The sequence below is a fragment of the Leifsonia sp. 563 genome (genome assembly GCF_040545055.1).
GTDB lineage: Bacteria > Actinomycetota > Actinomycetes > Actinomycetales > Microbacteriaceae > Leifsonia.
In genome coordinates, this window is sequence record NZ_JBEPLE010000005.1 from 222,836 (window position 1) to 248,478 (window position 25,643).

Genomic DNA, 25,643 nt, shown 5'->3' on the forward strand with positions numbered 1-25,643 from the left:
GGGGCGGTTAGCGGAGGGTGTCGTGGGTGGTGCGACCGGCGACGAACGTGGCGGCGACCGGCATGGTGCGGAGGGCGTCTGGCGTCGCCGTGAGCGGGTCGCGATCGAGCACCGCGAGGTCGGCCGGCTGACCCGGCGCAAGCGTCGAACGGGTGGATGCGCGCAGCGCGACCTCTGCCGGGATTGACTGCCCGGGATGCCACGGGTCGCGGCCGTCGCGCGAGCGGGCGACGGCCGAGGCGATCGCCGCCCAGGGGTCGAGGGGCGCGACCGGCGCGTCGGAGCCGAAGGCGAGGCGCGCGCCGGCGGCGTGCAGGTCGGCGAGCGGGAACGCACGGTCGGTGCGCCCGGGCCAGAGGCGGTCGGCGACGTCCCGGTCGTCCATGGCGTGCTCGGGTTGGACGCTCGCGGTCACGCCGAGGCGCGCGAAGCGCGGGATATCGGCGGCGTCGATCAGCTGGGCGTGCTCGATCCTGCCGCCCGAGCCGACGGTCTCGAAGGCGTCCAGCGCGCGACGGTTCGCCTCGTCGCCGATGGCGTGGACGGCGGGCACCAGGCCGTGTCCGACCGCGAACCGCATCCGCTCGACCAGTTCGTCCGGACTCAGGTTCGCCACGCCGTGGCCGCCGTCGGGATAGGCGCGCGAGCACAAGGCCGTGCGGGTGTTCAGGGAGCCGTCGGAGATCACCTTGAACGGGCCGACCGTCAGCAGCCCGACCGTGTCATCCACCACGTCGCCGGTGCGCAGGCCCAGCTCGGCGGCGCGCTCCAGGTGCTCCCCATAGACACCGAACTCGACACGAAGATCGGCGGAGCCGGATGCGCCGCCCGCGATGCGCCGCCGCCAGACGTCGAGGTTCCAGCCGTACTCCAGGTCGACGATGCCGACCACGCCCCGGGCCGCGGCGACCCGTGCCGCGTCGGCCGCCCAGCGGTCGAGCGTCGCGTCATCGGCGGCGGTGAGGAGGCTGGTCACGGCGAAACTCGCGTCCTCCCGGAGCACAGCATCCGATGTGCCGGGCGCGAACCGCGCGGCCGCGGCCGAGTTCAGCCAGGAGCAGTGCAGGTCGCCGGCGATCAGCACGACCGGACGGTCGCCCGCGGCGGCATCGAGCAGCTCGCGCGTCGGTACGTCCGGCCAGAGCGCGTCGTGGAAGCCGAAGCCGACGAGCACGTCGTCCGCCGAATCCGCCGCCGACGCTCCGCCCGCGCCCGACGCGCGCTCCCGGACCAGCGCGGCGGCCTCGGCGGCCGACCCCGCCCGGGACACATCCAAGCGGCGGGCGGTCTGCGCCCACTGCGTGAAGTGCACGTGCTGATCCCACAGCCCCGGCACGAGCCAGCGGCCGTCGAGGGGGATGCGCTCCCCCGCCGCACCGCCGCCCGCCGAGCCGGTCGGCTCGACCGACGCGATCCGCTCGCCGTCGAGCACCACATCCACCAGTCCGTCGCGCCCGGGAAGCCGTGCGCCGGCGAGCAGCAGCGTCATCGTGCGGCGCGGCGCCGGTCGTGCACGAGACGCATCTCGCGCAGCAGGCCGGCGCTGGCGTACGGGCCGTCGCCGCCGAGCTCGTCCATGATCGCGTCGACGATGTGGTCCGGGCGGTTCTGGCTCATCTTCTGCTTTGCGACCACGCGCGAGGGCGTCAGCCGCAGGCCGACCGTGCCCGAGACGATGCGCTCGGCGTAGGCCGCATCCTCCAGCGTGCCGCGCATCCGGCGCGGCTCGGGCAGCTCGTCCTCGAAGTGGTCTACCAGCCGGGCCAGCACGTCGAGGTTCTCCTCGTCGCCGAGAAGCTCGGGAACACCGGAGAAGTGAGCGGCGATGAAGTTCCAGGTCGGCACCGCGGGCTTCTCGTCGTACCAGCCGGACGAGATGTAACCGTGCGGACCCTGCACGATCACGAGCAACTCGTGCTCCCCCAGTTCGTGCAGCTGCTCATCCGGACGGCCGACATGGCTGAGCAGCGTGAGCTCTTCCCGCGACTCGTCGAGAATCACCGGATAGTGGGAGGCGACCAGTCCGGCGGACGTGTTGCTCACGAACGTGGCCCACGGGTTCTCGCGCACGAGCCGCTTCAGCTCGGCCGGGTCGGTCAGGGTGAAGCTCGGATTCTGTCGCACGGGGCCCTCCTACGCCTGGTCCACCGGGCACCAGTACAGCTTGCGGCCGCCCAGCTCCTCCATGACGATGTTCGTGCCGCAGACCCGGCACGGCAGTCCCTCGCGCTTGTAGACCCAGTGGCGGTCGTCGCGGTTCGCCATCGCCTTGCGGTAGGACTGCTCGTCGAGGTCGTCCATCGTCATCATCTGGCCGGTCTCGACGCCGATCCGCAGCAGATGCACCCAGTCGCGCCACAGCGCCCGCACCGTCTCCTCCGGCACCTGCTTGCCCGGCGTGTGCGGGTTCTGCCTGACGCGGAACAGCAGTTCGGCGCGGTAGACGTTGCCGATGCCGCTGACGACGCTCTGGTCCATCAGCAACAGCGCGATCGCGGTCGGCTTCCGGCGAACGATCGAGACGAAGCGGTCCTCCGCCTCCTGGCTGTCGTCGACCTGGGGATCGGGTCCGAGCTTCGCGATCACCGCATCCACCTGCGCCGGATCGAGCACCTCGCAGGCCGTCGGCCCGCGCAGGTCGGCGACCGCGGTGTCGGTCAGCAGCCGCACACGCACCTGGCCGATCGGCTCGGGCGGGAAGGACGTGATCTCGGCCTCCACCTTCTCGGACTCGGCCATGCGCAGCCGCGTGCGCCGAGGCGCGCCGATCGAGTGGAGGGAGTTCTCGCCCGCGCTGTCGAGCACGGGCTCGAGGTCGGTACCGCGCTGGTTCGTCTGACCCATCCGGCCGTTCGCGCTCGCGATCGTCGGGTCGATGCTGATGTCGCCCGCGAAGTCCCACGCGCCGTACAGGCCGAGGTGGACGCGCAGCCAGAGGCCGTTGTCGAACTCGAGGAACATCTGCTTGCCGACCGCCTTGGCGTCGGTCATCACGTGGCCGTCGATGCGTGTCGCGTCCGCGGCGAACCGCCCCTGCGGCGACGAGACGGAGACCCGGTGGCCGACGAAGTTGACCGCGAACTGCCGGGCGATGCGATGGACGGAGTGACCCTCGGGCATCAGCGGTCCACGTGCTTGCCCGCGATGTCGCCGGTGGCCTCGTACTCCGCCAGCTGGGCGATGCGGCGGACGTGGCGCTCCTCGAACGAGAAGGGCTCGGCGATGAAGGCGTCGATGAAGCCGGTGGCCTCTTCGACGGTGTGCTGGCGGGCGCCGATCGCGATGACATTGGCGTCGTTGTGCTGGCGGGCGAGCAGCGCGGTGGACTCGCTCCAGACCAGGGCGGCCCGGGCGCCGCGGACCTTGTTGGCGGCGATCTGCTCTCCGTTGCCGGAGCCGCCGAAGACGACGCCGAGCGCCTCGACACCGGCCTGCTGGTCGCGCACCACGGCGGCGGCGGCGTTGATGCAGAACGCCGGGTAGTCGTCGATGGGGTCGTACTCGACCGGTCCGTGGTCGATCACCTCGTGACCGGCAGCGGTCAGATGCTCCTGCAGGTGCCTGCTGAAGTCGAGTCCGGCGTGATCGGTGGCGATGTGGATGCGCATATCCACAGTCTAGGGACGGCCACCGACGGCGTCGGAACCGGTGGCTAAGGTGGACGGGTGGACACGATCCACCCGTCCGATCCCCTCGAAGGAGTCAGCGTTGCCCGGAGAAAACCTCACCCGCATCGAAGCACAGGAGCGCGCGTCGCTCGTCCGCACCCACAGCTACGACGTCAGCCTCGACCTGACGACCGGCCCGGAGACCTTCCTCAGCACCACCACGGTGCGGTTCTCGGCCACCGCGGGTGCGTCGACCTTCATCGACGCGATCACGCGGACGGTCCACAGCGTGACGCTGAACGGTGCGGAGCTCGACCCGGCGACCGTGAGCGACGGGGTGCGCATCCAGCTCGACGGCCTCCAGGAGGAGAACGAGCTGACCGTGGTCGCCGACGCGATCTACACCAACACCGGTGAGGGCCTGCACCGCTTTGTCGACCCGGTCGACGGCGAGGTCTACCTCTACAGCCAGTTCGAGGTGCCGGACTCGCGGCGCATGTTCGCGGTGTTCGAGCAGCCGGATCTGAAGGCGCAGTTCACCTTCACGGTGACCGCCCCGGCGCACTGGGCGGTCGTGAGCAACTCCCCCACGCCCGAGCCGCAGGATGCGGGCGACGGCACGAAGGTCTGGTCGTTCGCTCCCACCCCGGTCATCTCCTCCTACATCACCGCGCTGGTCGCCGGCCCGTACGAGTCGGTGCACAGCGAGCTGACCAGCCGCGACGGCCGCACCATCCCTCTCGGCGTCTACACGCGCAAGAGCCTCGCCGAGTACCTCGACGCCGACTACATCTTCGACAAGACCCGCGAGGGCTTCGCCTTCTACGAGGAGCGCTTCGACTACGCGTACCCCTTCGAGAAGTACGACCAGCTCTTCGTGCCCGAGTTCAACGCGGGCGCGATGGAGAACGCCGGAGCCGTCACCTTCACCGAGACGTACGTCTTCCGCTCGAAGGTCACCGACGCCATCAAGGAGCGCCGGGTCGTCACCATCCTCCACGAGCTGGCGCACATGTGGTTCGGCGACCTGGTGACCATGAAGTGGTGGAACGACCTCTGGCTGAACGAGTCGTTCGCCGAGTACGCCTCCACCCTCGCGACCGCCGAGGCCACCGAGTGGACCGAGGCGTGGACGACCTTCGCCGCCATGGAGAAGAGCTGGGCGTACCGCCAGGACCAGCTGCCCTCGACGCACCCGATCGTCGCGACGATCAACGACTTGGAGGACGTGCAGGTCAACTTCGACGGCATCACCTACGCGAAGGGCGCCTCCGTCCTGAAGCAGCTGGTGGCGTGGGTCGGCCAGGACGACTTCCTCGCCGGTGTCGCGCAGTACTTCAAGAAGCACGCGCACGGCAACACGGAACTCAAGGACCTCCTGGTCGAGCTGGAGGCCACGAGCGGCCGCGACCTCACCGACTGGTCCAAGAAGTGGCTCGAGACCGCCGGCGTCAACACCCTCCGCCCTGAGCTGACGGTGGATGCGGACGGCACCATCACCTCCTTCGCCGTTCTGCAGTCGGCGGCCGCCGACTACCCGACGATCCGTCCGCATCGCCTGGCGATCGGCCTGTACAACCTCCGCGACGGCAAGTTGATCCGCGACGAGCGCTTCGAGCTGGACGTCGACGGAGAGCGCACCGAGGTCGCCGACCTCGTCGGCACCCGCCGCCCCGACCTCGTGCTCATCAACGACGACGACCTCGCCTACGCGAAGATCCGCCTCGACGAGGAGTCGCTCAAGGTCGCCATCGAGCACCTCTCCGACATCGAGAGCCCGCTCGCCCGCTCGCTCGTCTGGGGTGCGGTGTGGGATGCGACCCGCGACGCCGAGACGAGCGCGAGCGACTACGTGCGCCTGGTGCTCGGCAACATCGCGTCCGAGACCGAGTCGACGACCATCCGCACCACGCTCAACCAGCTGGTGCTCGCGGCGTCCGCGTACGTCGCGCCCGAGCGCCAGAAGCAGACGGCTCAGGATGCGGCGTCCGCGCTGTGGGAGCTGGCGAAGGGCGCAGAGGCCGGCAGTGACGCGCAGTTCCAGTTCGTGAAGTTCTTCGCGGCGCTCGCCTCGACCGACGAGCAGCTGGAGACGGTCGCGGCGCTGCGCAACGGCTCCGTCACGCTCGAGGGCCTGACGATCGACACCGACCTCTCGTGGGAGCTGCTCATCGCCCTCGTGGCGGGCGGCGCGGCCGGCAACGCCGAGATCGACGCGGCCCTCGCCGCCGACAACACCGCGAACGGCGGCCAGTTCGCGGCGCAGGCCCGGGCCAGCATCCCGACGCTGGAGGGCAAGCAGGCGGCGTGGGACTCGGTGTTCGGCTCCGACAGCCTGCCCAACACGATCGTCCGGTACACCGGCATCGGCTTCCAGCGCGCGAAGGACAAGAGCGTGCTCGCCCAGTTCGTCGAGCCGTACTTCGCCGCGCTGCAGCAGATCTGGACCTCGCGCACCTACAAGATCGCGGAGTACCTGGTCGAGGGCATGTACCCGGCACCGCTGGCGAACGAGGCCCTGCGCGACGCCACCCGCGCCTGGCTCGACGCCAACCCCGAGCCGGCGGCACTCCGCCGCATGGTGGTGGAGAACCTCGCAGGTGTCGAGCGTGCACTCGCCGCTCAGAAGCGGGACGCGCAGTAACGGGCGCGCACTGACCATCCCGCCGCAACGAACGACGGAACGAGGGGCCTCACCGCGGTGGGGCCCCTCGTGCCGTGCCCGGGGCCGACCCGCCGTCGTACCGCGGGACGATGACGAGCCGACTCGTCAGCCCTAGTCTCGGAGTCATGATCCAGCTCGATCACCTCACCAAACGCTTCGGCGCGAAGACCGCCGTCGACGACATCACCGTGACCATCCAGCCCGGCAAAGTGACGGGCTTCCTCGGCCCGAACGGCGCCGGCAAGTCGACCACCATGCGCATGATCATGGGGCTCGACCGCCCGACCCGGGGCCAGGCGCTCATCAATGGCAAGCGGTACGCCGAGTTCCGCTCGCCGCTCACCGAAGTGGGCGCCCTGCTCGACGCCAAGGCCATCCACACCGGCCGCACCGCCTACGCGCACCTGCTGTCGCTGGCGGCGACCCACGGCATCCCGAAGTCCCGCGTCCACGAGGTGATCGGCATGACCGGTCTCGAGTCGGTCGCGAGCAAGCGCGTCGGCGGATTCTCGCTCGGGATGGGACAGCGGCTCGGTATCGCCGCGGCCATGCTCGGCGATCCGGCGACGCTCATCCTCGACGAGCCCGTGAACGGACTCGACCCCGAGGGCGTGCTCTGGGTTCGCCAGTTCGCCCGGCATCTCGCCTCGCAGGGCCGGACGATCTTCCTCTCGTCGCACCTGATGAGCGAGATGGCGCAGACCGCCGACCACATCGTGGTGCTGGGCCGCGGACGCGTGCTCGCGGACGCCCCGGTGGACAGCATCCTCGCCGCCGCCACCCGCCACGCCGTCCGCGTGCGGACCCCGCAGCCGGAGCAGCTCGCACGGGCCGTCGCCGGCGCGGACGTCGCCGTCACCGGTGTCGAGGCGCAGCTGCTCGAGATCACCGGCCTCACCGCCGCCCAGATCGGCGAGACCGCCGCGCGCGACGGGATCGTGCTCCACGAGCTGACCCCGATCAGCGCATCACTCGAGGAGGCTTACCTCGAGCTCACCCAGGACGACGTCGAGTACCGCACGGAGGTCAGCCGATGAGCACCGCCACATCCCCCGCCACCCCGGTCGGGCACCCGCACACCTCGCTCGGCCGGCTCAGCTTCCCGCGGGTGATCCGGTCGGAGTGGATCAAGCTCCGCACCCTCCGGTCGACCTTCTGGACGCTGATCAGCGCCGTCGTGCTCGTGGTCGGAATCGCCGCCCTCGTCGCCGTGGCCATCCCCGAGAAATCGTTGCTCGTCGACCGGGTGCCTGAGGGTCAGCGCGCCGCCATCGAGGCGCAGAGCGCGGCGTTCGCAACGACCGCCGCGACCGCCGGGCTGACCTTCGCGTCCCTCGTGATCGCGGTACTGGGTGTGCTGGTGATCAGCGGCGAGTTCTCGACGGGCCAGATCCGCTCGTCGTTCACCGCCGTCCCGCGCCGCTTCCCGGTGTTCGCGGCGAAGACGCTCGTGCTGTTCGTCGTGGCGTTCCTCGTCGGCCTCGTGTCGTCCGCCGCATCGTGGGCGGTCGCCGTCCCGATCCTCAACGGAAAGGGATACGAGGGCGACCTGCTGTCCTCCGACACGCTGTGGGCGATCCTCGGCGCCGGTGCGTACCTCGGTCTCGTCGCCGTCTTCGCGCTGGGAGTCGGCGCCATCCTCAAGTCGACCGCCGGCGGCATCGCCGGTGCTCTCGGCGTGCTGCTCGTGCTGCCGATCATCGCGAACCTCGTCAGCGGCCTCACCCGCACCCAGTGGGTGGCCGACGCGGGGCATTACCTCATCAGCAACGCCGGACAGGGCCTCGCCGGAGTCGGCAACGGCGACCTCGAGCCCTGGGCGAACGTGGTGACCGTGCTCGTCTGGGCGGCCGTCGCCTTCATCGCCGGATCGGTGCTGCTGCAGCGCAGGGACGCCTGACCCTCGTCGTGACCTCGGAGGCGACCACCACGCAGACCCCGGGCGGACTCGAACTGCCGAGACCGCCCGGGGTCGTGCGTCGTTTCTTCGGGGCGCATCCCCTCGCCGTCGACATCTTCGTCGCGGCGTTCTACCTCATCCCCTCGGTCGTCGGGGCGCTCGTCGTCTCGGCCGTCCACCCGACGCCGCAGGAGCTCATCCACCTCGTCCTGTCGGCCGTGGCCGGCGCTGCCCTGCTGGCGCGGCGGCAACAGCCCGCGGTCGTCTTCGCGATCGCGACCGTGCTGCTCGGCACCAGCGTCTTCCTCGGCCGCGACATGGATGTGGTGCCCACCCTGTTCGCGTTGTACGCGCTCGCGGTCTACCGCTCCATCCGCTCGGCGTGGGTGGCCTTCGCGGTGACCTCCGCCGTCACGGTCTCAACGCTCATCGTTCAGGTGCTGCTCACGCAGGCGAAGGTGTTCACGCCGCTCGAGACGGCGGCGATCCCGTCGGGCATCCTGGTGCTGTCGTTCAGCGTCGTCTCCGTGCTGATCGGCAGCAACGTCGGAAACCGCCGGCGCTACCTCAACGCCCTCATCGACCGCGCCCGTCAGCTCGCTCGCGAGCGGGACCAGCAGGCGGAGATCGCCGCCGCGGCGGAGCGGAGCCGTATCGCACGCGAAATGCACGACATCGTCTCGCACAGCCTCACGGTGATGATCACGCTGGCGGACGGCTCCGCGCGGATGGCGGATACGGCATCCGATCGTCCGGAGTCCGAGCGGATGGAACAGGCCGAGCGGTCGGCGCAGGCCATGCGTCTCGTCGCCGAGACGGGGCGTGGCGCTCTGGCCGACATGCGCCGCCTGCTTGGCGTGCTGCGCGACGGCGAGGACGGAGCCGCGGCCCGGGAACCGCAACCGGGCGTCGGCGAGCTGGCGGAACTGGTCGAGACGTTCCGTGCCGCGGGCCTGCCGGTGCGGATCACCGTCACCGGTCTGCCCCCGGAGGACATCGGGCAGCAGCTCACCATCTTCCGCGTGGTGCAGGAGGGCCTCACCAACGCCCTCCGTTACGCCCCGACTGCGACGGCCGTGCGCGTCGTCATCGTCTTCCAGCCGGGGACCGTGATCGTGACCATCGACGACGACGCTGCGCTGCATCCCTCAGCCGGGCAGGGCTCCGGACGAGGGCTGATCGGCCTGCGCGAACGCGTCGGACTGTACGGCGGGACGCTGGAGGCGGGGCCACGACCCGGTGGAGGCTGGCGGGTGCGGGCGGTGTTCGACGCTGTTCGTGCGGCTGCGCCCACCTCCGCAGCGCCACCTCCTCCTCCGCCTCCGCCTCCGCCTCCAGACACGACGACGCCCGCCCCCGCGACGACCCCGAAGGAGAACCCGTGACCGACGCCCCCATCCGCATCCTGCTCGTCGACGACCAGCAGCTGGTCCGCATGGGCTTCCGGATGGTGCTGGAGGCCGAACCGGACCTCGCCGTCGTCGGCGAAGCGGCCGACGGTGCCGAGGCCGTCCGGCTCACCGCACAGGTGCGTCCGGATGTGGTGCTGATGGATGTGCGGATGCCGGTGCTCGACGGCATCGAGGCGACCCGGCGCATCGTCGAGACCGACCCGGGCGCGCGGATCATCATCCTCACCACCTTCGACCTCGACGAGTACGCGTTCGGCGGGCTCCGCGCGGGCGCGAGCGGGTTCCTCCTCAAGGATGCGCGTCCCGACGAGCTGATCGGCGCCGTTCGCGCGGTGGCCGCGGGCGATGCGGCGGTCTCCGGCCGGGTGACGAGGGCGATGCTGGAGATGTTCGCCGACCGGCTCCCATCGGGATCGTCGCCGAACCAGACCGGGCACGACCCGGCGGCCGCCCTCACCCCGCGCGAGCGCGAGATCCTGCTCGCCATCGGCGAAGGCCTGAGCAACGGCGAGATCGGCGCGCGGTTCTACCTCACCGAGTCGACGGTGAAGACGCACGTCGGGCGCGTGCTCTCGAAGCTGCAGCTGCGCGACCGCGTGCACGCCGTGATCTTCGCGTACGAGCACGGGCTGCTGGAGCGATGAACCGCCGCGCCCTCGATTCCAGCGACCGCCAACGCGCGGCTCGCTAGGCTCGACGGGGTATGGAAATCCTCAAAGCGAACTTCTGGACCGATCTCGGATCCTGGGCGGTCGACGCCGGCTGGAACATCGTCAACGCCGTCTGCATCGTCGCCGGTGCCTTCCTCCTCAGCTGGATCCTGCGCGTCGTCATCCGCAAGGTGGTCGGCCGGATCGTCAGCGGCGTCAAGAAGGGCCAGAATGTCAGCGACACGCAGGCGCTCGTCGCGTCGCCGCTCGCGGCCGTCCGCGTCGTGCAGCGCACCCGGACGCTCGGCTCGGTGCTGACCAACATCGTCAACGTGACGATCGGCATCATCGCGATCATCCTCATCCTCAATGTCTTCGTTCCCGATGTGCTCGGTTCGTTCGCCCTGCTCACGGCCGCGATCGGCGCCGGTCTCGGTTTCGGCGCGCAGAACATCGTGAAGGACGTGCTCAACGGCCTGTTCATGGTCATGGAAGACCAGCTGGGCGTCGGCGACGTCGTCGACCTCGGCTCTGCGACGGGCGTGGTTGAGGCGGTCGGCATCCGCGTCACCCAGGTGCGCGACGTGAACGGCACACTGTGGTTCGTCCGCAACGGCGAGATCCTCCGCGTCGGCAACATGTCGCAGGGCTGGGCGCGCGTCATCATCGACCTGGCCGTGCCCTACGAGGCCGACGTCGAGGCGGTCGAAGCGAAGATGCTGGAGACCGCGACGGCGCTCGCGACGAGCACCAAATGGCGCTCGCGCATCCTCGAGAAGCCGGAGCTGTGGGGAATCGAGTCGATCTCGGCCGACGCGATCGTCATCCGCATCGTGCTGAAGACCCGCACGACCGCGAAGGACGACGTCTCGCGCGAACTGCGCCTCCGCCTCAAGCAGGCGCTGGACGAGATGGGTGTGAAGCTCCCGTCGCTCTCGGCCGTCGTGCTGAGCGGATTCGACAGCGCGGGGAGCGTCACGGGCGCGAAGCCGCCGCGGACCCGGCCGAGCCAGGCGGTGACGCCGGAGCCGCCGCTGAAGGGACGCAAGGCGCGCGCGGCGGCGAAGCGGCAGCAGGCGGCGGGCGGACGCGTGGCGGATCCCGGCGCGATCCGGATCACGCCGGCGGTCGAAGGCGGTGCGTCGGTGCGGACGGCGGCGGAGAAGTCGGGCGCGGAGAAGCCGGTCGAGAAGCCGGCGGGCGACAAGCCGGCGGACAAGCCCGCGCCCCGCAAGCCCGCGACGCCGAAGCCGGACGCCGACGCCGCGCCCGACGCCCGCCCCGACACGGACGGACCCGCGCGATGAGCATCCCCGTCGGCCCACAGCCGAGCTTCTACGACCAGATCGGCGGACACGAGACGTTCGTCCGGCTGGTGGACGCGTTCTACCGCGACGTCGCCGACGACCCGGTACTGCGACCGATGTACCCGGAGGAGGACCTGGGCCCGGCGAAGGAGCGGCTGACGCTGTTCCTGGAGCAGTACTGGGGTGGTCCGACGACGTACAGCGAGCAGCGCGGACACCCGCGGCTGCGGATGCGTCACAACCCGTTCAAGGTGAACCCGGACGCCCGTGACCGCTGGCTGACCCACATGCGGACCGCGGTCGGCGAGCTCGAGCTCCCGCCGCTGCAGGAGGAGACGCTCTGGAATTACCTGGAGCGGGCCGCGTTCGCTATGGTCAACACATTCGAGGAGTAGCGCTCCTCCCGCCATCCCGGTGCCGAAGGAGACACGGATGACCTACGAACCCGACGCGATCGTCGTCGGCGCGGGCCTTGCGGGCCTGGTCGCCGCATCCGAACTGCTGGACGCGGGGCGCCGGGTCACGATCGTGGAGCAGGAACCGTCGGCCTCGTTCGGCGGGCAGGCGTGGTGGTCGTTCGGCGGACTCTTCCTCATCGACTCCCCCGAGCAGCGCAGGATGGGCGTACACGACTCCCTCGCGCTCGCGCGCGACGACTGGTTCGGCACCGCCGGCTTCGACCGCGACGAGGACTACTGGCCGCGGCAGTGGGCGGAGGCGTACCTGCAGTTCGCGGCCGGCGAGAAGCGCGCGTGGCTGCACGAAAAGGGCGTCCGCTTCTTCCCCGTCGTGGGATGGGCGGAGCGCGGCGACGGCAGGGCAGGCGGTCACGGCAACTCGGTCCCCCGCTTCCACATCACCTGGGGAACGGGACCCGGCGTCGTCGAGCCGTTCGCCCGCCGGGTGCAGTCGGCGGCGGCGAACGGACGCGCGGCGATCCGCAACCGGCACCGGGTGGACGAGCTGATCGTCGAGGACGGCCGGGTCGTCGGCGTGCGCGGTGCGGTGCTCGCACCCGACGTCGCCGGCCGTGGTGCGCCCAGCAACCGGGACGTCGTCGGCGACTTCGAGCTCCGCGCGCCGGTCGTCATCGTCGCCTCCGGCGGGATCGGCGGAAACCACGACCTCGTCCGCGCCGCCTGGCCTTTGCGGTTGGGCGAGCCGCCCGCATCCATGCTCTCCGGTGTGCCGGCCCACGTCGACGGCCGCATGCTGGGGATCGCGGAGACCGCGGGCGCGCACCTGATCAACGGCGACCGGATGTGGCACTACACCGAGGGCATCCAGAACTGGGACCCGGTGTGGGAGCGGCACGGCATCCGCATCCTGCCCGGCCCGTCATCCCTGTGGTTGGATGCGCACGGCGACAGGCTGCCGTCGCCGCTGTATCCGGGATTCGACACGCTTGGGACGCTGGAGCACCTGCGACGGACGGGCTCGGACTACAGCTGGTTCGTGCTGACTCAGAAGATCATCGAGAAGGAGTTCGCGCTCTCCGGGAGCGAGCAGAACCCCGACCTGACCGGCAAGGACGTGCGGCTGCTCGCCAAGCGGGTCGCTCCCGGCGCGCCAGGGCCGGTGGAGGCGTTCAAGGAGAAGGGCGCCGACTTCGTGGTCGCCGACACGCTCGACGAACTGCTGGCCGGGATGCAGCGCATCGCGGACGTCCCGCTCGACACCGAGCTGGTGGCGCGACACGTGCACGAGCGCGACCGCCAGCTGGACAACGAGTTCGGCAAGGACCTGCAGTTCGCCGCGATCCGGGCGGCACGGCGGTACCGGGGCGACAAGCTGATCCGCGTCGCAACGCCGCACAAGCTCCTCGACCCGGCGGCGGGACCCTTGATCGCGGTCAAGCTGCACATCCTGACTCGGAAGAGCCTCGGCGGGATCGAGACGGACCTCGACGGACGGGTGCTGTCGGCCGACGGTTCGGTCGTCCCAGGCCTCTATGCGGTCGGCGAAGCGAGCGGCTTCGGCGGCGGCGGGATGCACGGCTACCGCGCCCTGGAGGGCACGTTCCTCGGCGGCTGCCTCTTCTCGGGCCGCCAGGCCGGCCGAGCCGCCGCTCGCGCCTGACGCCCCGCTCCCGTCTCGTTCCCTCCCGCCTCGCGCATCTCCGCCCGCCGTCCAGTCCGCAAACTTTGCACGCTGAAGCCCCGCCGAGCGTGCAAAGATTGCGGACTCGACGGTGGGGGTGTGGGTCAGCGGCGGAGGGTCCAGGCCTGGCGGCGGACGAGGGTGTGGCCACGGCGCGTAGTGAGGCGCGTCCAGGGGCCCGTCTCGTAGATTGTGACGGTGTCGTCGTCCCCGACGAAACCGAGGCTGTCCGCGGCGAATGCGGCGCCCGCCGGGATGTACTCGAGGTCGTCGATCGGACGGCCCCACACCTCGGCGCGGACACGCTGCACCAGCTGCTCGCCTGTGCCGGTCGGAATGGCCTCGGCGACCTCGGCCACTCCCGCCTTGGCGGTCGACTGCAGCAGCGCCGACGATGTCTCGCCGACCTTCTGCCAGCCGCCCCGCGGCGGCGAGATGCCCGCCCACGTCACGGTCGAGACCTCGAGCGGCAGGCGGATCTCGATCGGCTCGGCGGCCCCCTCGGATCCCGCGCCCTCAGACTCGGCGGCCTCTGCGCTCTCGCGCACCCGCGCGACCCGGTCGAGCAGCGAGCGGATGGGCACGACGACGTCGAACTCCACATCCGCGCCCGTCGCGAAGGTCCGCAGGCCCAGCACGGTCGGCGTCTCATCCATCAGCCCGCGCGGATACAGGATCGCCGTGTAGACGGCCAGCACCCCCGATCCGGCGATCAGGCGCACGGAACCCTCCTCGACGCGGGCGGCCCGCGACAGATAGGTCTGCAGATCGGCGACGGCGAGGAGATCGACTAGAGAAAACGACTGGCTCATCGGATGTCTAAACTACCAACACACCACCGACTTGGAGGCACCGTGACCGAGCCCCTGGCTTCCCTACTGACCGCGCTCGATCTGACCGACACCGGCGCCCGTACCAGTGAGGACATCTTCACGGGCCCGTCGCAGTGGATGCCGCTGGGCCGCGTGTTCGGCGGCCAGGTGCTCGCCCAGTCGATCATTGCGGCCACTCGGACGGTCGAGGACGACCGCAGCATCCACTCGATGCACGGCTACTTCCTGCGTCCGGGCGACGTGAACTTCCCGATCACGTTCTCGGTCGACCGCATCCACGACGGCCGTTCGTTCTCGACACGCCGCACCCAGGCGTACCAGAACGGGCTGCCCATCCTGTCGATGATCGCGTCGTACCAGACGGAGGACGAGGGCATCGAGCACCAGGATGCGATGCCCGAGGGACTCCCGGAGCCGGAGAGCCTGCCGTCGACCGCCACCTCGCTCGAGGATGTGCGCCATCCCGTCGCGCAGTACTGGGCCAGCCAGCGCCCGTTCGACATGCGGCACGTCACCTCGCCGATCTACCTCTCGGTGGAGGGCGATCGGGTCGCCCACCAGGCGGTCTGGTTCCGCACGATCGGCGACATGCCCGACGACCCGGGGCTGCACCGGGCCGCGCTGGCGTACGCGAGCGACTACACGATCATGGAGTCGGTCATGCGTCGGCACGGGATCGCCTGGGCGACGCCGGGGCTCAAGGCCGCGAGCCTCGACCACGCGATGTGGTGGCACCGGCCTGCCCGGGTGGACGAGTGGCTGCTCTACGTGCAGGAGTCCCCCACGGCCGGTGGCGGGCGCGGGCTCTCGCAGGGCCGCATCTTCACCCGGGACGGAGTCCTGGTGGCGAGCGTCGCTCAGGAGGCGACGATCCGCCTTCCGCGCGCCGACGACTAGTCGAACGTGCTCCGCAGCAGCACCGTGCCTCCTGCTGCGCGGATGTCGACCGAAGCGATGTCGGCGATCGGGATGCTCGTGGTCGCGACCGGGGTGGCGACGGTCCCCGCCTCGGCCGTCCACGTGGAGATCTCGTGCTGCTTGCCCGAGCGGTCGGTGACGACCATCGCGTAGGTCCACGCGCGGTCGCCGTCGTCGCCCCCGAGGTGGGCGTAGCGGCAGTCGGAGTCGATGCGTGTGCCCCAGGGCTCGGCGGTCAGCCGGAGGTCGGCGGTGAGCGGGCTCGGTTCGACCTGCTTCATGACCACGGCTGCGGTCGGCGTGGATGCGGGCTGCAGGATCGCGGGCAGGGCGAAGGCGGCGAACCCCACCACGATCGCGGCAGCGGCCGCCGACAGCCCGGCGACCAGCCAGCGGGAGCGGATGCGGCGCCGGCGTGCCTGGTGCAGCAGCGACGGGAGCACGTCGGGCCCCGGTCCCCCGGGCTCGGGCCGGTCGGTCGCGCCCGGCGCGGGCAGGGGCTCCTCCAGGAGCGCTGCGGCCTGCTCGCGCGGGACGCGGCTGAGGATGCCGGGCATGCCCGCCAGCTCGGCGACCGCCTCGGAGCACCGGTCGCATTCGCGCAGGTGCGCCTCGAAGGCGCGGCGTTCTGTCGGTGAGAGCGCGCCGAGCACGTACGCGGCGTCCCAGGTGGCGAACTCGTCGTGTGTAGTCATCGTTCCGTCACCCCTCTCTCCTGAAGTGCGAGCCGCAGGGCTCGCAGGCCGTAGTGGAGGCGCGACTTGACCGTGCCTTCCGGGATGTCGAGCTCGCGCGCGATCTCGGCGATCGAGCGTCCGCCGTAGTAGGCGTGCACGATGACCGCGCGATGCTCGACGGACAGCTCCGCCAGCGCGTCCGACACCAGCCAGGCGTCGAGGACGGCGTCCGCCTCGCTGTCCGGTGCTGGATGTTCCGGCAGCGTGTCCGTGCCGAACTCGTGCCGGTGGGCGGCGCTGCGGCGGCCGTCGATGACAAGGTTGCGGGCCACGGTGAAGAGCCAGGTGCGCGCGGACTGCTGCGACTGGTCGAGCACGGAGGGCTTCCGCCAGGCGCGCAGGAGTGTCTCCTGCACCACGTCGTCGGCCATCGCACGGTCGCCGGTGAGGTGCACGACGTACCGCCATACGGCTTGCGCGTGCTGGTCGTGCAGCTCGCGCAGCAGGCGGGCGTCCTCCTCCGGCATGTTCACCTCCACCTCGTACACGATGCAGCCGACGGAAAGGTTCATGCGGAACGGTTGAACCGACCGCGCGACCGTCTCGTGATAACCGTAGAAGACGTATCCGCCGAACGGGAGGAATCCGCATGAACGACCACGCACCGCTCACCCGCCGCACCCTCGTCACGATCGGCGGGGCTTCCGCCGGCGCGGTCCTGCTCGCCGCCTGCACACCCGGCGGCGGGCAGGACGCGAACGGATCCGGATCCGGCTCCGGGGACGGCGGTTCGTCCTCCGGTGGCGGCGGTACGGCCGAGGTCTCGCTCGCGTCCATCCCCGTCGGCGGCGCCGTGTCGGCCACGCTCGCGGGAAAGCCCATCGTGGTGTCGCAGCCGTCCGCCGGTCAGGTGGTGGCGTTCAGCGCCGTCTGCACGCATCAGGGATGCACGGTCGCGCCGCAGGGCAAGGAGTTCGATTGCCCCTGCCACGGCTCGAAGTTCGACGCGACGACGGGTGATGTCCTCAACGGCCCTGCGCGCGATCCGCTGCCGAAGCTGAAGGCGACCGTGTCGGGCGACTCCGTCACCGTCACCGCGTAGGGCGCGCCGTGGAGGTCAATGGACTGCCGCTGCACGTCCTCCTGGTCCACTTCGTCGTCGTTCTGGTACCGCTGACGGCGATCGCCGCCCTGCTTGTGCCGATCTGGCCGGCCGCGCGCCGTCGGCTCGGGATCGTGGTGCCGCTGCTCGCGCTGGCGGACCTGATCCTGGTCCCCGTGGTCATGGAGGCCGGCGAGTGGCTGCAGGCCCGCCTGCCGGCCACCCCGCTGATCCAGCAGCACGCGGCCCTCGGACGGATGCTGCTGCCGTGGGTGATCGCACTGTTCGCGTTCACCGTCGTGCAGTGGGCGTGGTTCTTCTTCTTCGACCGGCCGGACTCGCCGCGTCGGCCGAGCGTGACGGTGCGCCGGATCGCGATCATCGTGCTGACGGTGATCGCGGCCGTGCTGGCCGTCGGAACGGTCGTCGAGGTGATCGTGATCGGCGAGGCGGGATCTCGGGCGGTGTGGGAGAACTCCTTCAGCCCGAACCCGGTGCAGAGCAGCCCGACACCGACACCGGCCCCGTGAGCGAAGAGCGGGCCGTCGTCTAGGACCGCTTGGCGAACGACACCGGCTCGTCGAGGTACGGCGTCCACGCGTCCCGCTCGCGCTCGTTGATCCGGCGCGGCCGCTGCGTGGTCGCGTCGACGAGCACGATCGTGGTGGCCGCGCGCGAGAACAGCGTCTTCGGCTCCGTGCCCTCCGGCGACCAGACCTCGTAGCAGACCTCGAGGCTCGCGCCGCCGAGGCGGCCCAACCAGAGCTGCACGTCGAGCGGCTGACGGAGGTACGGGATGGGCGCCAGGTACTCGATCTCCTGCCGCGCGATCAGCGTGAGCGTGTCCGCACCCGGACGGCCGTCGAGGACCGCGGTCGACCCGCCGACGGCCTCGCCGCTCCCCGCCGCCGCGCCGTTGGCGTCGCTCTCGGAATCGTCCGTCGCCCAGAACGCCTCGATGCGCGCCTCCTCCAGGAGGCGCAGCATCTCGGCGTTGTTGACGTGGCCGTACGCGTCGAGGTCGCTCCAGCGGAGCTTGATCGGGACGTGCAGTCGCATGGCCGGCCGACTCAGTCGCGCGTGAGCTTGCGGTACGCGGAGCGGTGGGGCTTCGCGGCGTCGGGACCCAGACGGTCGACCTTGTTCTCCTCGTACGCCTCGAAGTTGCCCTCGAACCAGTACCAGTCGGCCGGGTTCTCCTCGGTGCCTTCGTAGGCGAGGATGTGGGTCGCGATCCGGTCGAGGAACCACCGGTCGTGGGTGATGACCACCGCGCAGCCGGGGAACTCGAGCAGGGCGTTCTCCAGGCTGGAGAGCGTCTCGACGTCGAGGTCGTTGGTCGGCTCGTCGAGGAGCAGCAGGTTGCCGCCCTGCTTCAGGGTGAGGGCGAGGTTCAGACGGTTGCGCTCACCACCGGAGAGCACGCCCGCCTTCTTCTGCTGGTCCGGTCCCTTGAAGCCGAAGGTGGAGACGTAGGCCCGCGACGGCACCTCGGTCTTGCCGACCTGGATGTAGTCGAGCCCGTCGGACACGACCTCCCAGACGTTCTTGTTGGGATCGATGCCGCCACGCGTCTGGTCGACGTAGGAGATCTGCACGGTCTCGCCGACCTTCAGGTCTCCGCCGTCGAGCGGCTCGAGGCCGACGATCGTCTTGAACAGCGTCGTCTTTCCGACACCGTTCGGGCCGATGACGCCGACGATGCCGTTGCGGGGAAGCGTGAACGTGAGGCCGTCGATGAGCTTGCGGTCGCCGAAGCCCTTCTCGAGGTTCTTCGCGTCGATCACGATCTGACCGAGGCGCGGCCCCGGCGGGATCTGGATCTCCTCGAAGTCGAGCTTCCTCGTGCGCTCCGCCTCGGCCGCCATCTCCTCGTAGCGGGCCAGACGGGCCTTCGACTTGGCCTGGCGCCCCTTGGCGTTGCTGCGCACCCAGTCGAGCTCCTCGGAGAGGCGCTTGGCGAGCTTCGCGTCCTTCTTGCCCTGGACCTCGAGGCGCTCGCGCTTCTTCTCGAGGTAGGTCGAGTAGTTGCCCTCGTACGGATACAGGTGACCGCGGTCGACCTCGGCGATCCACTCGGCCACGTGGTCGAGGAAGTACCGGTCGTGGGTCACGGCGAGAACGGCGCCGTGGTACTTGGCCAGGTGCTGCTCGAGCCAGAGCACGCTCTCGGCGTCGAGGTGGTTGGTGGGCTCGTCGAGGAGCAGAAGGTCCGGCTTCTGCAGCAACAGCTTGCAGAGCGCGACGCGGCGCTTCTCACCACCGGAGAGCGTGTGGACCGGCCAGTCCCCCGGCGGGCAGCGGAGCGCATCCATCGCCTGGTCGAGCTGGGAGTCGAGGTCCCAGGCGTCGGCGGCGTCGATCTGCTCCTGCAGCGTGCCCATCTCGGCGAGGAGCGTGTCGAAGTCGGCGTCCGGGTCGGCGAGCAGGCCGGAGATCTCGTTGAAGCGGTCGACCTTCTGCTTGATCTCTCCGACGCCCTCCTGGACGTTCTCGAGCACGGTCTTGTCCTCGTCGAGCTCGGGCTCCTGCATGAGGATGCCGACCGTGTAGCCGGGGCTGAGCTTGGCGTCGCCGTTGGAGGGCGTGTCCAGACCGGCCATGATCTTCAGGATGGTGGACTTACCGGCGCCGTTGGGACCCACGACGCCGATCTTCGCTCCCGGCAGGAACGCCATCGTGACATCGTCGAGGATCACCTTGTCGCCGACCGCCTTGCGGGCGCGCACCATCGAGTAAATGTATTCGGCCACTCTTCTTCTTCAACTCCCTGTCGTCGGCTTACTGCCGTATTCGAGGATACCGGCCCTGCGCCGCCTCCCGGGCGGCTCCGGCCCTACCAGTCGATCGGACGGGTCTGCCCGATGAGGCAGTTCCCGGTGGACAGCACGGGCGTCACCATGCTGGAGTATCCGCCCGCGTCGGCGCCGTTCTGGCCGATCAGGCAGCTGTCGCCCATCCGCACCGAGAACTGGATCGAGTTCGCCTTGAGCCCGATGGTCGTCGTGTCGACGGTCACCTGCATGTCGGCCTTGGTGAAGCCGGCCTTGACGAGCGCGTCGATGAAGTCACGACCCTGGGCGTTCGGGTTGGCGGCGAGCGTCGCGTGGTTCACCGTGTCGAAGTACGCGAGGTTCTCCTGCGCCGTCCCGCCCGGCACCAGACCTGCGGTCGCGGTGGGCGTGGCCGTGCTGGTCGCCACCGGCGTCGCGGTGGGCGTCGCGGACGCCTTCGGCGTGGAGCCCGTGCACCCGGCGAGGGCGAGCGCGACGGTCAGTCCGGCCACCAGGGTGAGAGCTGACGCGGCGGGCGAACCAGCCCGGCGGACAACGGAAGACGGCATATCCGGCATCTTAGGGTGCCGCCGCTGGGATTCCCTCGGGAGGTGGCGATACAGGATCACCGTCGGTATCCGCTCCGGTCGCCCGCGTGAACCGCGATCGCCCCCAGGTGAGGTCGTGCCCGATCGACTCCGCCTCGATCTCGACCGTCATGCCCTGCTTCTCGCCCGTCCACTCGCGCAGGCACAGCCGCCCGGCGACCAGCACGGGATCGCCCTTCGTGATGGACTCCGCGGTGCCCAGAGCGAGACGCCGGAAAGCGCTCACGGTGTACCAGTTGCTGCCGCCGTCCTCCCACGAGGACGCCTGGCGGTTGTAGCGGCGGTGCGTGGTGACGAGCCGGAAGCTCGTGATCGGTACGCCGCCCTCGGTGACGAGGTGACGGGGCTCGGTGGCGACGAAGCCGCGGACGGCCACGGTGTCGGACATGTTCTCCTCTTCTCTGCCCGCTCCTGCGGCGGGCACGACCCCAGCCTCGCCGGTCGCGTGCGTCGGCGGCCGGGGATCAGCGGATCTGTGGAGAACGGGCGGAACCCGGAAGCGGTGGACGGATTCAGGCCGCCACGTAGTCCGCGTAGGAGGCGCGGATCTTGTTCACCTTCGGCAGGGCGACGGCGAGGCAGTACCCCTGGCCCGGGTTCTTCGCGAAGAAGTCCTGGTGGTACTCCTCGGCGCGGTAGAACGGCCCGAGCAGGTCGATCGTTGTCACGATCCCGCCGTCCCAGTACTCGGCGGCGCGGTCGCGCGCACCCTCGAAGAGCTCGCGCTGGTGCTCGCTGTCGTAGAACATCGCCGAACGGTACTGCGTGCCGATGTCGTTGCCCTGCCGGTTCAGCTGGCGCGGATCATGGAGCGTGAAGAACACGTCGAGGATGACGCTCGGCGGGATCACCTCGGGGTCGAACGTGACCGCCACCGCCTCCGCGTGACCGGTGCGGCCGGTGCACACCTCCTCGTACGTCGGATCGACGGTCGTCCCGCCGGTGTAGCCGGACACGACATCCTGCACGCCCCGGAGCACGCGGTACACGGCATCCAGGCACCAGAAGCATCCGCCTGCCAGCACGAAGGTCTGCATGGGGTCCCCTTTCGATCGTCGCCTCCATTCTGCCGCGCGGCGCGGACGTCGTGCGCGGCGGACGCCGTGCCCGTTTGACGACACGACGGGGAGGGTCCGCGGCGAGGTGGACAACCGCGGCTACCATCACGGCATGCAGTGGTGGAATGACTTCGTCGATTGGCTCACGTCGCCGGCCGCGCGCCCGGCGATCTTCTACGCGGCGGTCCTCGCGGTCGCCGTGATCGTCTCCGGCCTGATCTCCGCATGGATCGCCCGAGGCGCCCTCAAGGGACTCCTCTCCCGCACCGACCGCCAGCAGAAGGCGTCCGCGATCGCCGCGCTCGTCGACGCCGCGACCGAGGCCTCCGTCTGGAACTCCCTCACCCCGGCCGAGCAGGTGCTCTCCGACCGCGCCGTCGGCCAGGCCGACATCATGGTCCGGCTGCTCCCGATCAAGACGGCAGGCCTTGCGGCCACCTGGGCGGGCCACCAGCTCGCCGAGATGAAGCGCGCGTCGGCCACCTTCGGCTACCAGCTCGATCCCGCGATCGCGGAGTTCCGCGACCGCCTGCTCGAGTGGCAGAACAACCCGCGCCGCGCCCGCCGCATCTTCCAGAGCGACCTCGAGCGGTGGCGGTTCGAGAACACCGACACCGAGCGCTCGCTGATCGCCCAGCAGGATGCCTGGGTCGCCCAGCAGCACCACGAGCAGTACGCCGCACCGGCGACCGCGGCGGCTCCCGCAGCGACTGCGCCCGCGCGGGACGACACCGCCGAGACGAACCCGTTCGTCCAGACCGCGGCGGCCGGCGCTCAGCAGCAGGACACGTCGCCCACCAGCCGCCTGGGCCAGCCCGTCTGACGACCTCCGCTTCGGCGGCAACGCACTCCACCCGACACGAAGGGCGCCGGCATCACGCCGGCGCCCTTCGTCGTTCCTCGGACAGCTCAGCGGCTGTACGCGGTCTCGCCCCACCACGAGTCGAACATGCTCGCCGGAGGCTGCCGCTTGTGCTCGGTCGCCCGGTACCGCGCCTCCAGCGCCTCCGCGACCTCGTCCGACACATCCTTCCCCTCCAGGAAGTCGTCGATGTCGACGTACGTGAGCCCCAGGTTGTCCTCGTCGGTCTGGCCCGGGTTGAGGTCGAGCAGGTCGGCCGTCGGCGCCTTCTCGTACAGCCGGGCGGGCGCACCCAGGTGCGCGAGCAGCTGCTTGCCCTGCCGCTTGGTGAGGCCGCTCAGCGGGAGGATGTCCGTCCCGCCGTCGCCGTACTTGGTGAAGAACCCGGTGACCGCCTCGGCCGCGTGGTCCGTGCCGATCACGAGCAGAGTGCGCTGGCCGGCGATCGCGTACTGCGCGACCATGCGGATGCGCGCCTTAACATTGCCTTTCACGAAGTCGGTCATCGGCTCCCCGAGCGCATCCGCGTACTCGTCCTCGACGCCGTCGGTGCCGCGCTGGATGTTGAACACGACCGAGCTCTTCGGCTGGATGAAGGACAGCGCCAGCTGCGCGTCCTCCTCATCCCGCTGCACGGCGTAGGGCAGACGGACCGCGATGAAGTCGGCGTCCGTCCCCTCCGCGGCGAGACGCTCCACCGCCAGCTGGGCGAGCCGCCCGGCGAGGCTCGAGTCCTGGCCACCGCTGATGCCGAGGACGAAACCGGCCGCACCCGTCGACCGGAGGTAGTCGACCAGGAAGCCGACGCGTCGCTCGATCTCGGCGGCCGGGTCGATCTCCGGACGGACGTGCAGCTCTTCGATGATCTGTGCCTGAAGTTCGCGCATGACGCCAGATTATCCCCGTCCGGTTTCGCCCATGTGAACGCGCCCTTTCTCTCACGAACGGTCTGCCGCGAGAGCCGTGCCGGTCGCTAGCATGCGCCCATGGAACCCGCCGTATCGAGCGTCGTGCTCGTCCCCCTCCTCGGCGTCCTGGCCGCGCTCCTCACCACGGCGGTCGGGCGGTTCGTGAAGATCCCGCTCGTGGTGTTCGAGATCGTGCTCGGCCTGATCATCGGTCCCAGCGTCCTCGGCTGGGTGCCGGAGACGGCCGGCCTGGATGCGATCGCCAACTTCGGCCTGGCCTTCCTGTTCTTCATGGCGGGCAACGAGATCGATTTTCCGGCCATCGCCGGCCGGCCGCTGAGACGCGCTTCACTCGGTTGGCTGTTCTCGCTGGTGTTCGCGATCGTGCTCGCCACCCTCATCGCCGGATCGATCGTCCCCGGCGTGTACGTCGGTATCGCCCTGACCTCGACAGCACTCGGCACGCTGATGCCCGTGCTGCGCGACGCCGGGGAGATGCACACCCCGTTCGGAAGGGTCGTCACCGCGGTCGGCGCCGTCGGCGAGTTCGGCCCGCTGCTCGCGATCTCGCTGTTCCTCAGCGGCCGGAAACCGTTCGCCGCCGCCCTGGTGCTGATCGGGTTCGCCGTGATCGCCGGCGCAGCGATCTGGTTCGCCTCCCGCGGCGGCCACGAGCGCTTCCACCGGCTCGTCCGGGCGACGCTGCACACCAGCGGCCAGTTCGCCGTGCGGTTCGTGGTGTGCGTCATCGCGGCCCTCGTCGGGCTGAGCATCGCCCTCGGACTCGACATGCTCCTCGGTGCGTTCGCCGCGGGGGTGCTCTGCCGCATCCTGCTCTCCGGGGCGAAGCCGGAGGACGCGCATCACATCGAGAGCAAGCTGGAGGCCGTCGCCTTCGGCGTGCTGGTGCCGGTGTTCTTCATCAACACGGGTATCGGCTTCGACCTGAAGGCGCTGCTCGGAGACCCGCGGGCGCTGATCCTGCTGCCGATCTTCCTCGTCCTGCTGCTCCTCCTGCGCGGTGTCCCCGCGTCGTTCCTCGTGCCGCCGGGCTCGACGTTCCGCGACCGGGCGGCCCTGACCCTGTTCAGCGCGACCGGGCTGCCGATCATCGTCGCGGTGACCGCGATCGGCGTGCGGGAGCACGACCTGCAGGTCGGCACCGCGACGGCCCTGGTCGGAGCGGGGATGCTGTCGGTGCTGCTCTTCCCGCTGATCGCGCTGACCCTCCGCCGGAAGTCGGCGGACGGCGGCGTGCGGCCGTCCGATCCGGACGCGGTGCCGATCGAAGGCTGAGCCGGCTCAGGCCACGCGGCTGACGGCGCGGGCCAGGATCGCGGTGGTCAGCGCATCCACCGGCTCCCGAGCGGCCGACGGGTTGGACAGCAACGTGAAGTCGACGTGGCCGAGCTCCGGCAGCCCGAAGCGGTTCGTCACCTTGATCAGATCGGTGGGGATGAGCGACCGTGGGAAGACCGCGACGCCGATTCCCGCCCGGACCGCGGCGAGCACGCCGTTCACCTCGCGGGTGTTGCAGGTGATCCGCCAGGTGCGGCCTGCCGCCTCGAGCGCGTCGATCGCGACCTGACGGCTGAGGCTCGGGCCCTGGTACGAGATGAGCGGTACGGGCCCGTCCGGATCGAGCACGGTCTTCTCCTGCCCCATCCACACCAGCTCGTCGGTCGCCACGACCGCACCCTCCGTCGTGCCCGGCGTCTGCTTGATGAAGATGAGGTCGAGCTGGCCTGCCTTCAGCTTGCGGTGCAGCGGGCCGGACTGGTCGACGGTCAGCTCGAGGTTGATCTGCGGGTTCTGCTGGCGGAAGTGACGCAGGATGCGCGGGAGCGTCGTGATGGCGAGATCGTCGGCCGCGCCGAAGCGGAGGCGCCCGCGCATGGCCGACCCGCTGAAGTAGCTCTGCGCCTCGGCGTGTGCGGCCAGGATGGTGCGGGCGAAGCCGGCCATCGCATCCCCGTTGTCCGTCAGCCGCACCTCACGCGTGTCGCGGGCGATGAGCTGACGCTTCGCCGCCTGCTCGAGTTTGCGGATGTGCTGGCTCACGGTCGGCTGGCTGATGCCCAGCCGCCCGGCGGCCTTGGTGAAGCTCCGCGTGTCCGCGACGGCGAGGAAGGTCTGCAGCAATACCGGGTCGAACATTCCGCATCCATTCGAAAAGCCAATGGGACTTATAGCCGTGATCGGCTCCAAGAATAGTCCGGATTGCGTAGGGTCGAAGGGAGACTTCATACGGAACCAGCGAC

At 70.2% G+C, this 25,643-nt stretch carries 27 protein-coding genes; 13 read left to right on the forward strand and 14 right to left on the reverse strand.

Annotation, left to right across the window (positions count from 1 at the left end; genetic code table 11):
• Positions 1-7: 7 nt before the first annotated feature.
• Genes ABIC47_RS15150 through ABIC47_RS15165 form a run of 4 tightly spaced genes read right to left on the reverse strand, consistent with a single transcriptional unit; the run spans position 8 to position 3,608 of the window.
• Positions 8-1,489: an amidohydrolase gene (locus ABIC47_RS15150; protein WP_354481595.1), complete on the reverse strand. Its 1,482-nt coding sequence runs from the start codon at positions 1,487-1,489 to the stop codon at positions 8-10.
• Entirely contained in the window at positions 1,486-2,124 is a 639-nt protein-coding gene (locus ABIC47_RS15155) for an FMN-binding negative transcriptional regulator (RefSeq protein ID WP_354481598.1), read from the reverse strand. Before ABIC47_RS15155 ends, ABIC47_RS15150 begins: the two co-directional genes overlap by 4 nt.
• A gap of 9 nt (positions 2,125-2,133) precedes the next feature.
• The gene (locus tag ABIC47_RS15160; protein ID WP_354481601.1) at positions 2,134-3,120 is read right to left on the reverse strand and encodes an Fpg/Nei family DNA glycosylase; all 987 of its coding nucleotides are present in this window, start codon (positions 3,118-3,120) and stop codon (positions 2,134-2,136) included.
• A complete protein-coding gene (locus ABIC47_RS15165; protein WP_018190781.1) occupies positions 3,120-3,608 on the reverse strand; it encodes a ribose-5-phosphate isomerase in 489 nt (162 codons plus the stop codon). Before ABIC47_RS15165 ends, ABIC47_RS15160 begins: the two co-directional genes overlap by 1 nt.
• 100 nt (positions 3,609-3,708) lie before the next feature.
• On the opposite strand from ABIC47_RS15165, the gene pepN reads away from it, so the two are divergent.
• The 8 genes from pepN to ABIC47_RS15205 all read left to right on the forward strand — a co-directional run bounded on the left by pepN (position 3,709) and on the right by ABIC47_RS15205 (position 13,621).
• Entirely contained in the window at positions 3,709-6,252 is a 2,544-nt protein-coding gene (gene pepN / locus ABIC47_RS15170; RefSeq protein ID WP_354481603.1) for an aminopeptidase N, read from the forward strand.
• A gap of 146 nt (positions 6,253-6,398) precedes the next feature.
• Positions 6,399-7,310 (forward strand): ATP-binding cassette domain-containing protein, encoded by a 912-nt coding sequence (locus tag ABIC47_RS15175; RefSeq protein WP_018190779.1) that lies wholly within the window; start codon positions 6,399-6,401, stop codon positions 7,308-7,310.
• A complete protein-coding gene (locus ABIC47_RS15180; RefSeq protein WP_354481607.1) occupies positions 7,307-8,173 on the forward strand; it encodes an ABC-2 transporter permease in 867 nt (288 codons plus the stop codon). Before ABIC47_RS15175 ends, ABIC47_RS15180 begins: the two co-directional genes overlap by 4 nt.
• 8 nt (positions 8,174-8,181) lie before the next feature.
• The gene (locus ABIC47_RS15185) at positions 8,182-9,558 is read left to right on the forward strand and encodes a sensor histidine kinase (protein WP_354481610.1); all 1,377 of its coding nucleotides are present in this window, start codon (positions 8,182-8,184) and stop codon (positions 9,556-9,558) included.
• On the forward strand, positions 9,555-10,229 hold the full coding sequence (locus ABIC47_RS15190) for a response regulator (protein WP_018190776.1): 675 nt from the start codon (positions 9,555-9,557) through the stop codon (positions 10,227-10,229). The genes ABIC47_RS15185 and ABIC47_RS15190 overlap by 4 nt, the downstream gene beginning before the upstream one ends.
• A 59-nt stretch (positions 10,230-10,288) precedes the next feature.
• Positions 10,289-11,542, forward strand: coding sequence for a mechanosensitive ion channel family protein (locus tag ABIC47_RS15195; RefSeq protein ID WP_354481612.1), 1,254 nt, complete (start codon positions 10,289-10,291; stop codon positions 11,540-11,542).
• Positions 11,539-11,937, forward strand: coding sequence for a globin (locus tag ABIC47_RS15200; RefSeq protein WP_020074931.1), 399 nt, complete (start codon positions 11,539-11,541; stop codon positions 11,935-11,937). The genes ABIC47_RS15195 and ABIC47_RS15200 overlap by 4 nt, the downstream gene beginning before the upstream one ends.
• 37 nt (positions 11,938-11,974) lie before the next feature.
• Complete coding sequence (locus ABIC47_RS15205) at positions 11,975-13,621, forward strand: FAD-binding dehydrogenase (protein ID WP_354481616.1); 1,647 nt, start codon at positions 11,975-11,977, stop codon at positions 13,619-13,621.
• Between the two features lie 125 nt (positions 13,622-13,746).
• On the opposite strand, the gene ABIC47_RS15210 is transcribed toward ABIC47_RS15205, so the two are convergent.
• On the reverse strand, positions 13,747-14,454 hold the full coding sequence (locus ABIC47_RS15210) for a DUF8185 domain-containing protein (RefSeq protein ID WP_354481618.1): 708 nt from the start codon (positions 14,452-14,454) through the stop codon (positions 13,747-13,749).
• A gap of 42 nt (positions 14,455-14,496) precedes the next feature.
• Between ABIC47_RS15210 and ABIC47_RS15215 the strand changes: the two genes are divergently transcribed.
• Positions 14,497-15,372 (forward strand): acyl-CoA thioesterase, encoded by an 876-nt coding sequence (locus ABIC47_RS15215; RefSeq protein ID WP_020074934.1) that lies wholly within the window; start codon positions 14,497-14,499, stop codon positions 15,370-15,372.
• Here the strand turns inward: ABIC47_RS15215 and ABIC47_RS15220 are convergent.
• Positions 15,369-16,088 (reverse strand): anti-sigma factor family protein, encoded by a 720-nt coding sequence (locus tag ABIC47_RS15220; protein ID WP_354481622.1) that lies wholly within the window; start codon positions 16,086-16,088, stop codon positions 15,369-15,371. The two genes, ABIC47_RS15215 and ABIC47_RS15220, sit on opposite strands and share 4 nt — an antisense overlap.
• On the reverse strand, positions 16,085-16,642 hold the full coding sequence (locus tag ABIC47_RS15225; protein ID WP_020074936.1) for a sigma-70 family RNA polymerase sigma factor: 558 nt from the start codon (positions 16,640-16,642) through the stop codon (positions 16,085-16,087). The genes ABIC47_RS15220 and ABIC47_RS15225 overlap by 4 nt, the downstream gene beginning before the upstream one ends.
• Before the next feature lie 77 nt (positions 16,643-16,719).
• Between ABIC47_RS15225 and ABIC47_RS15230 the strand changes: the two genes are divergently transcribed.
• Together ABIC47_RS15230 and ABIC47_RS15235 are read left to right on the forward strand one after the other, a co-directional pair.
• Entirely contained in the window at positions 16,720-17,172 is a 453-nt protein-coding gene (locus tag ABIC47_RS15230; protein WP_354481625.1) for a QcrA and Rieske domain-containing protein, read from the forward strand.
• 8 nt (positions 17,173-17,180) lie between these two features.
• Positions 17,181-17,702: a hypothetical protein gene (locus tag ABIC47_RS15235; RefSeq protein ID WP_354481628.1), complete on the forward strand. Its 522-nt coding sequence runs from the start codon at positions 17,181-17,183 to the stop codon at positions 17,700-17,702.
• A 19-nt stretch (positions 17,703-17,721) separates the two neighbouring features.
• Here the strand turns inward: ABIC47_RS15235 and ABIC47_RS15240 are convergent, their stop codons facing one another.
• The 5 genes from ABIC47_RS15240 to msrA all read right to left on the reverse strand — a co-directional run bounded on the left by ABIC47_RS15240 (position 17,722) and on the right by msrA (position 21,591).
• Entirely contained in the window at positions 17,722-18,231 is a 510-nt protein-coding gene (locus ABIC47_RS15240; protein WP_354481630.1) for an acyl-CoA thioesterase, read from the reverse strand.
• Between the two features lie 11 nt (positions 18,232-18,242).
• Complete coding sequence (ettA, locus tag ABIC47_RS15245) at positions 18,243-19,925, reverse strand: energy-dependent translational throttle protein EttA (protein WP_026307150.1); 1,683 nt, start codon at positions 19,923-19,925, stop codon at positions 18,243-18,245.
• An 83-nt stretch (positions 19,926-20,008) separates the two neighbouring features.
• Positions 20,009-20,515 carry a DUF6993 domain-containing protein gene (locus ABIC47_RS15250; RefSeq protein WP_331272602.1) on the reverse strand — a complete coding sequence of 169 codons (507 nt, stop codon included), beginning with the start codon at positions 20,513-20,515 and terminating at the stop codon, positions 20,009-20,011.
• 10 nt (positions 20,516-20,525) lie between these two features.
• A complete protein-coding gene (locus ABIC47_RS15255) occupies positions 20,526-20,942 on the reverse strand; it encodes a single-stranded DNA-binding protein (protein WP_354481634.1) in 417 nt (138 codons plus the stop codon).
• A 124-nt stretch (positions 20,943-21,066) separates the two neighbouring features.
• Complete coding sequence (gene msrA, locus ABIC47_RS15260) at positions 21,067-21,591, reverse strand: peptide-methionine (S)-S-oxide reductase MsrA (protein WP_354481636.1); 525 nt, start codon at positions 21,589-21,591, stop codon at positions 21,067-21,069.
• 133 nt (positions 21,592-21,724) lie between these two features.
• Between msrA and ABIC47_RS15265 the strand changes: the two genes are divergently transcribed.
• Complete coding sequence (locus tag ABIC47_RS15265) at positions 21,725-22,435, forward strand: hypothetical protein (RefSeq protein WP_354481639.1); 711 nt, start codon at positions 21,725-21,727, stop codon at positions 22,433-22,435.
• Between the two features lie 86 nt (positions 22,436-22,521).
• Here the strand turns inward: ABIC47_RS15265 and nadE are convergent, their stop codons facing one another.
• A complete protein-coding gene (gene nadE, locus ABIC47_RS15270) occupies positions 22,522-23,361 on the reverse strand; it encodes an NAD(+) synthase (RefSeq protein WP_020074941.1) in 840 nt (279 codons plus the stop codon).
• Between the two features lie 99 nt (positions 23,362-23,460).
• Between nadE and ABIC47_RS15275 the strand changes: the two genes are divergently transcribed.
• Positions 23,461-24,678 (forward strand): cation:proton antiporter, encoded by a 1,218-nt coding sequence (locus ABIC47_RS15275; protein ID WP_354481642.1) that lies wholly within the window; start codon positions 23,461-23,463, stop codon positions 24,676-24,678.
• A 6-nt stretch (positions 24,679-24,684) separates the two neighbouring features.
• Here ABIC47_RS15275 and ABIC47_RS15280 read toward each other — a convergent pair whose 3' ends face one another.
• The gene (locus ABIC47_RS15280) at positions 24,685-25,539 is read right to left on the reverse strand and encodes a LysR substrate-binding domain-containing protein (protein ID WP_354481645.1); all 855 of its coding nucleotides are present in this window, start codon (positions 25,537-25,539) and stop codon (positions 24,685-24,687) included.
• Positions 25,540-25,643 lie beyond the last annotated feature (104 nt).

Bases quoted from the DNA above. Each gene is read 5' to 3' on its own strand.
- ABIC47_RS15210 (WP_354481618.1), bottom strand. From the start codon at position 14,454: ATGAGCCAGTCGTTTTCTCTAGTCGATCTCCTCGCCGTCGCCGATCTG.
- ABIC47_RS15225 (WP_020074936.1), bottom strand. From the start codon at position 16,642: ATGAACCTTTCCGTCGGCTGCATCGTGTACGAGGTGGAGGTGAACATG.
- msrA (WP_354481636.1), bottom strand. From the start codon at position 21,591: ATGCAGACCTTCGTGCTGGCAGGCGGATGCTTCTGGTGCCTGGATGCC.
- ABIC47_RS15230 (WP_354481625.1), top strand. From the start codon at position 16,720: ATGAACGACCACGCACCGCTCACCCGCCGCACCCTCGTCACGATCGGC.
- ABIC47_RS15180 (WP_354481607.1), top strand. From the start codon at position 7,307: ATGAGCACCGCCACATCCCCCGCCACCCCGGTCGGGCACCCGCACACC.
- ABIC47_RS15240 (WP_354481630.1), bottom strand. From the start codon at position 18,231: ATGCGACTGCACGTCCCGATCAAGCTCCGCTGGAGCGACCTCGACGCG.
- nadE (WP_020074941.1), bottom strand. From the start codon at position 23,361: ATGCGCGAACTTCAGGCACAGATCATCGAAGAGCTGCACGTCCGTCCG.
- ABIC47_RS15265 (WP_354481639.1), top strand. From the start codon at position 21,725: ATGCAGTGGTGGAATGACTTCGTCGATTGGCTCACGTCGCCGGCCGCG.
- ABIC47_RS15200 (WP_020074931.1), top strand. From the start codon at position 11,539: ATGAGCATCCCCGTCGGCCCACAGCCGAGCTTCTACGACCAGATCGGC.
- ABIC47_RS15150 (WP_354481595.1), bottom strand. From the start codon at position 1,489: ATGACGCTGCTGCTCGCCGGCGCACGGCTTCCCGGGCGCGACGGACTG.
- ABIC47_RS15205 (WP_354481616.1), top strand. From the start codon at position 11,975: ATGACCTACGAACCCGACGCGATCGTCGTCGGCGCGGGCCTTGCGGGC.
- ABIC47_RS15165 (WP_018190781.1), bottom strand. From the start codon at position 3,608: ATGCGCATCCACATCGCCACCGATCACGCCGGACTCGACTTCAGCAGG.
- ABIC47_RS15255 (WP_354481634.1), bottom strand. From the start codon at position 20,942: ATGTCCGACACCGTGGCCGTCCGCGGCTTCGTCGCCACCGAGCCCCGT.
- ABIC47_RS15175 (WP_018190779.1), top strand. From the start codon at position 6,399: ATGATCCAGCTCGATCACCTCACCAAACGCTTCGGCGCGAAGACCGCC.
- ABIC47_RS15250 (WP_331272602.1), bottom strand. From the start codon at position 20,515: ATGCCGTCTTCCGTTGTCCGCCGGGCTGGTTCGCCCGCCGCGTCAGCT.
- ABIC47_RS15275 (WP_354481642.1), top strand. From the start codon at position 23,461: ATGGAACCCGCCGTATCGAGCGTCGTGCTCGTCCCCCTCCTCGGCGTC.
- ABIC47_RS15195 (WP_354481612.1), top strand. From the start codon at position 10,289: ATGGAAATCCTCAAAGCGAACTTCTGGACCGATCTCGGATCCTGGGCG.
- ABIC47_RS15280 (WP_354481645.1), bottom strand. From the start codon at position 25,539: ATGTTCGACCCGGTATTGCTGCAGACCTTCCTCGCCGTCGCGGACACG.
- ABIC47_RS15220 (WP_354481622.1), bottom strand. From the start codon at position 16,088: ATGACTACACACGACGAGTTCGCCACCTGGGACGCCGCGTACGTGCTC.
- ABIC47_RS15160 (WP_354481601.1), bottom strand. From the start codon at position 3,120: ATGCCCGAGGGTCACTCCGTCCATCGCATCGCCCGGCAGTTCGCGGTC.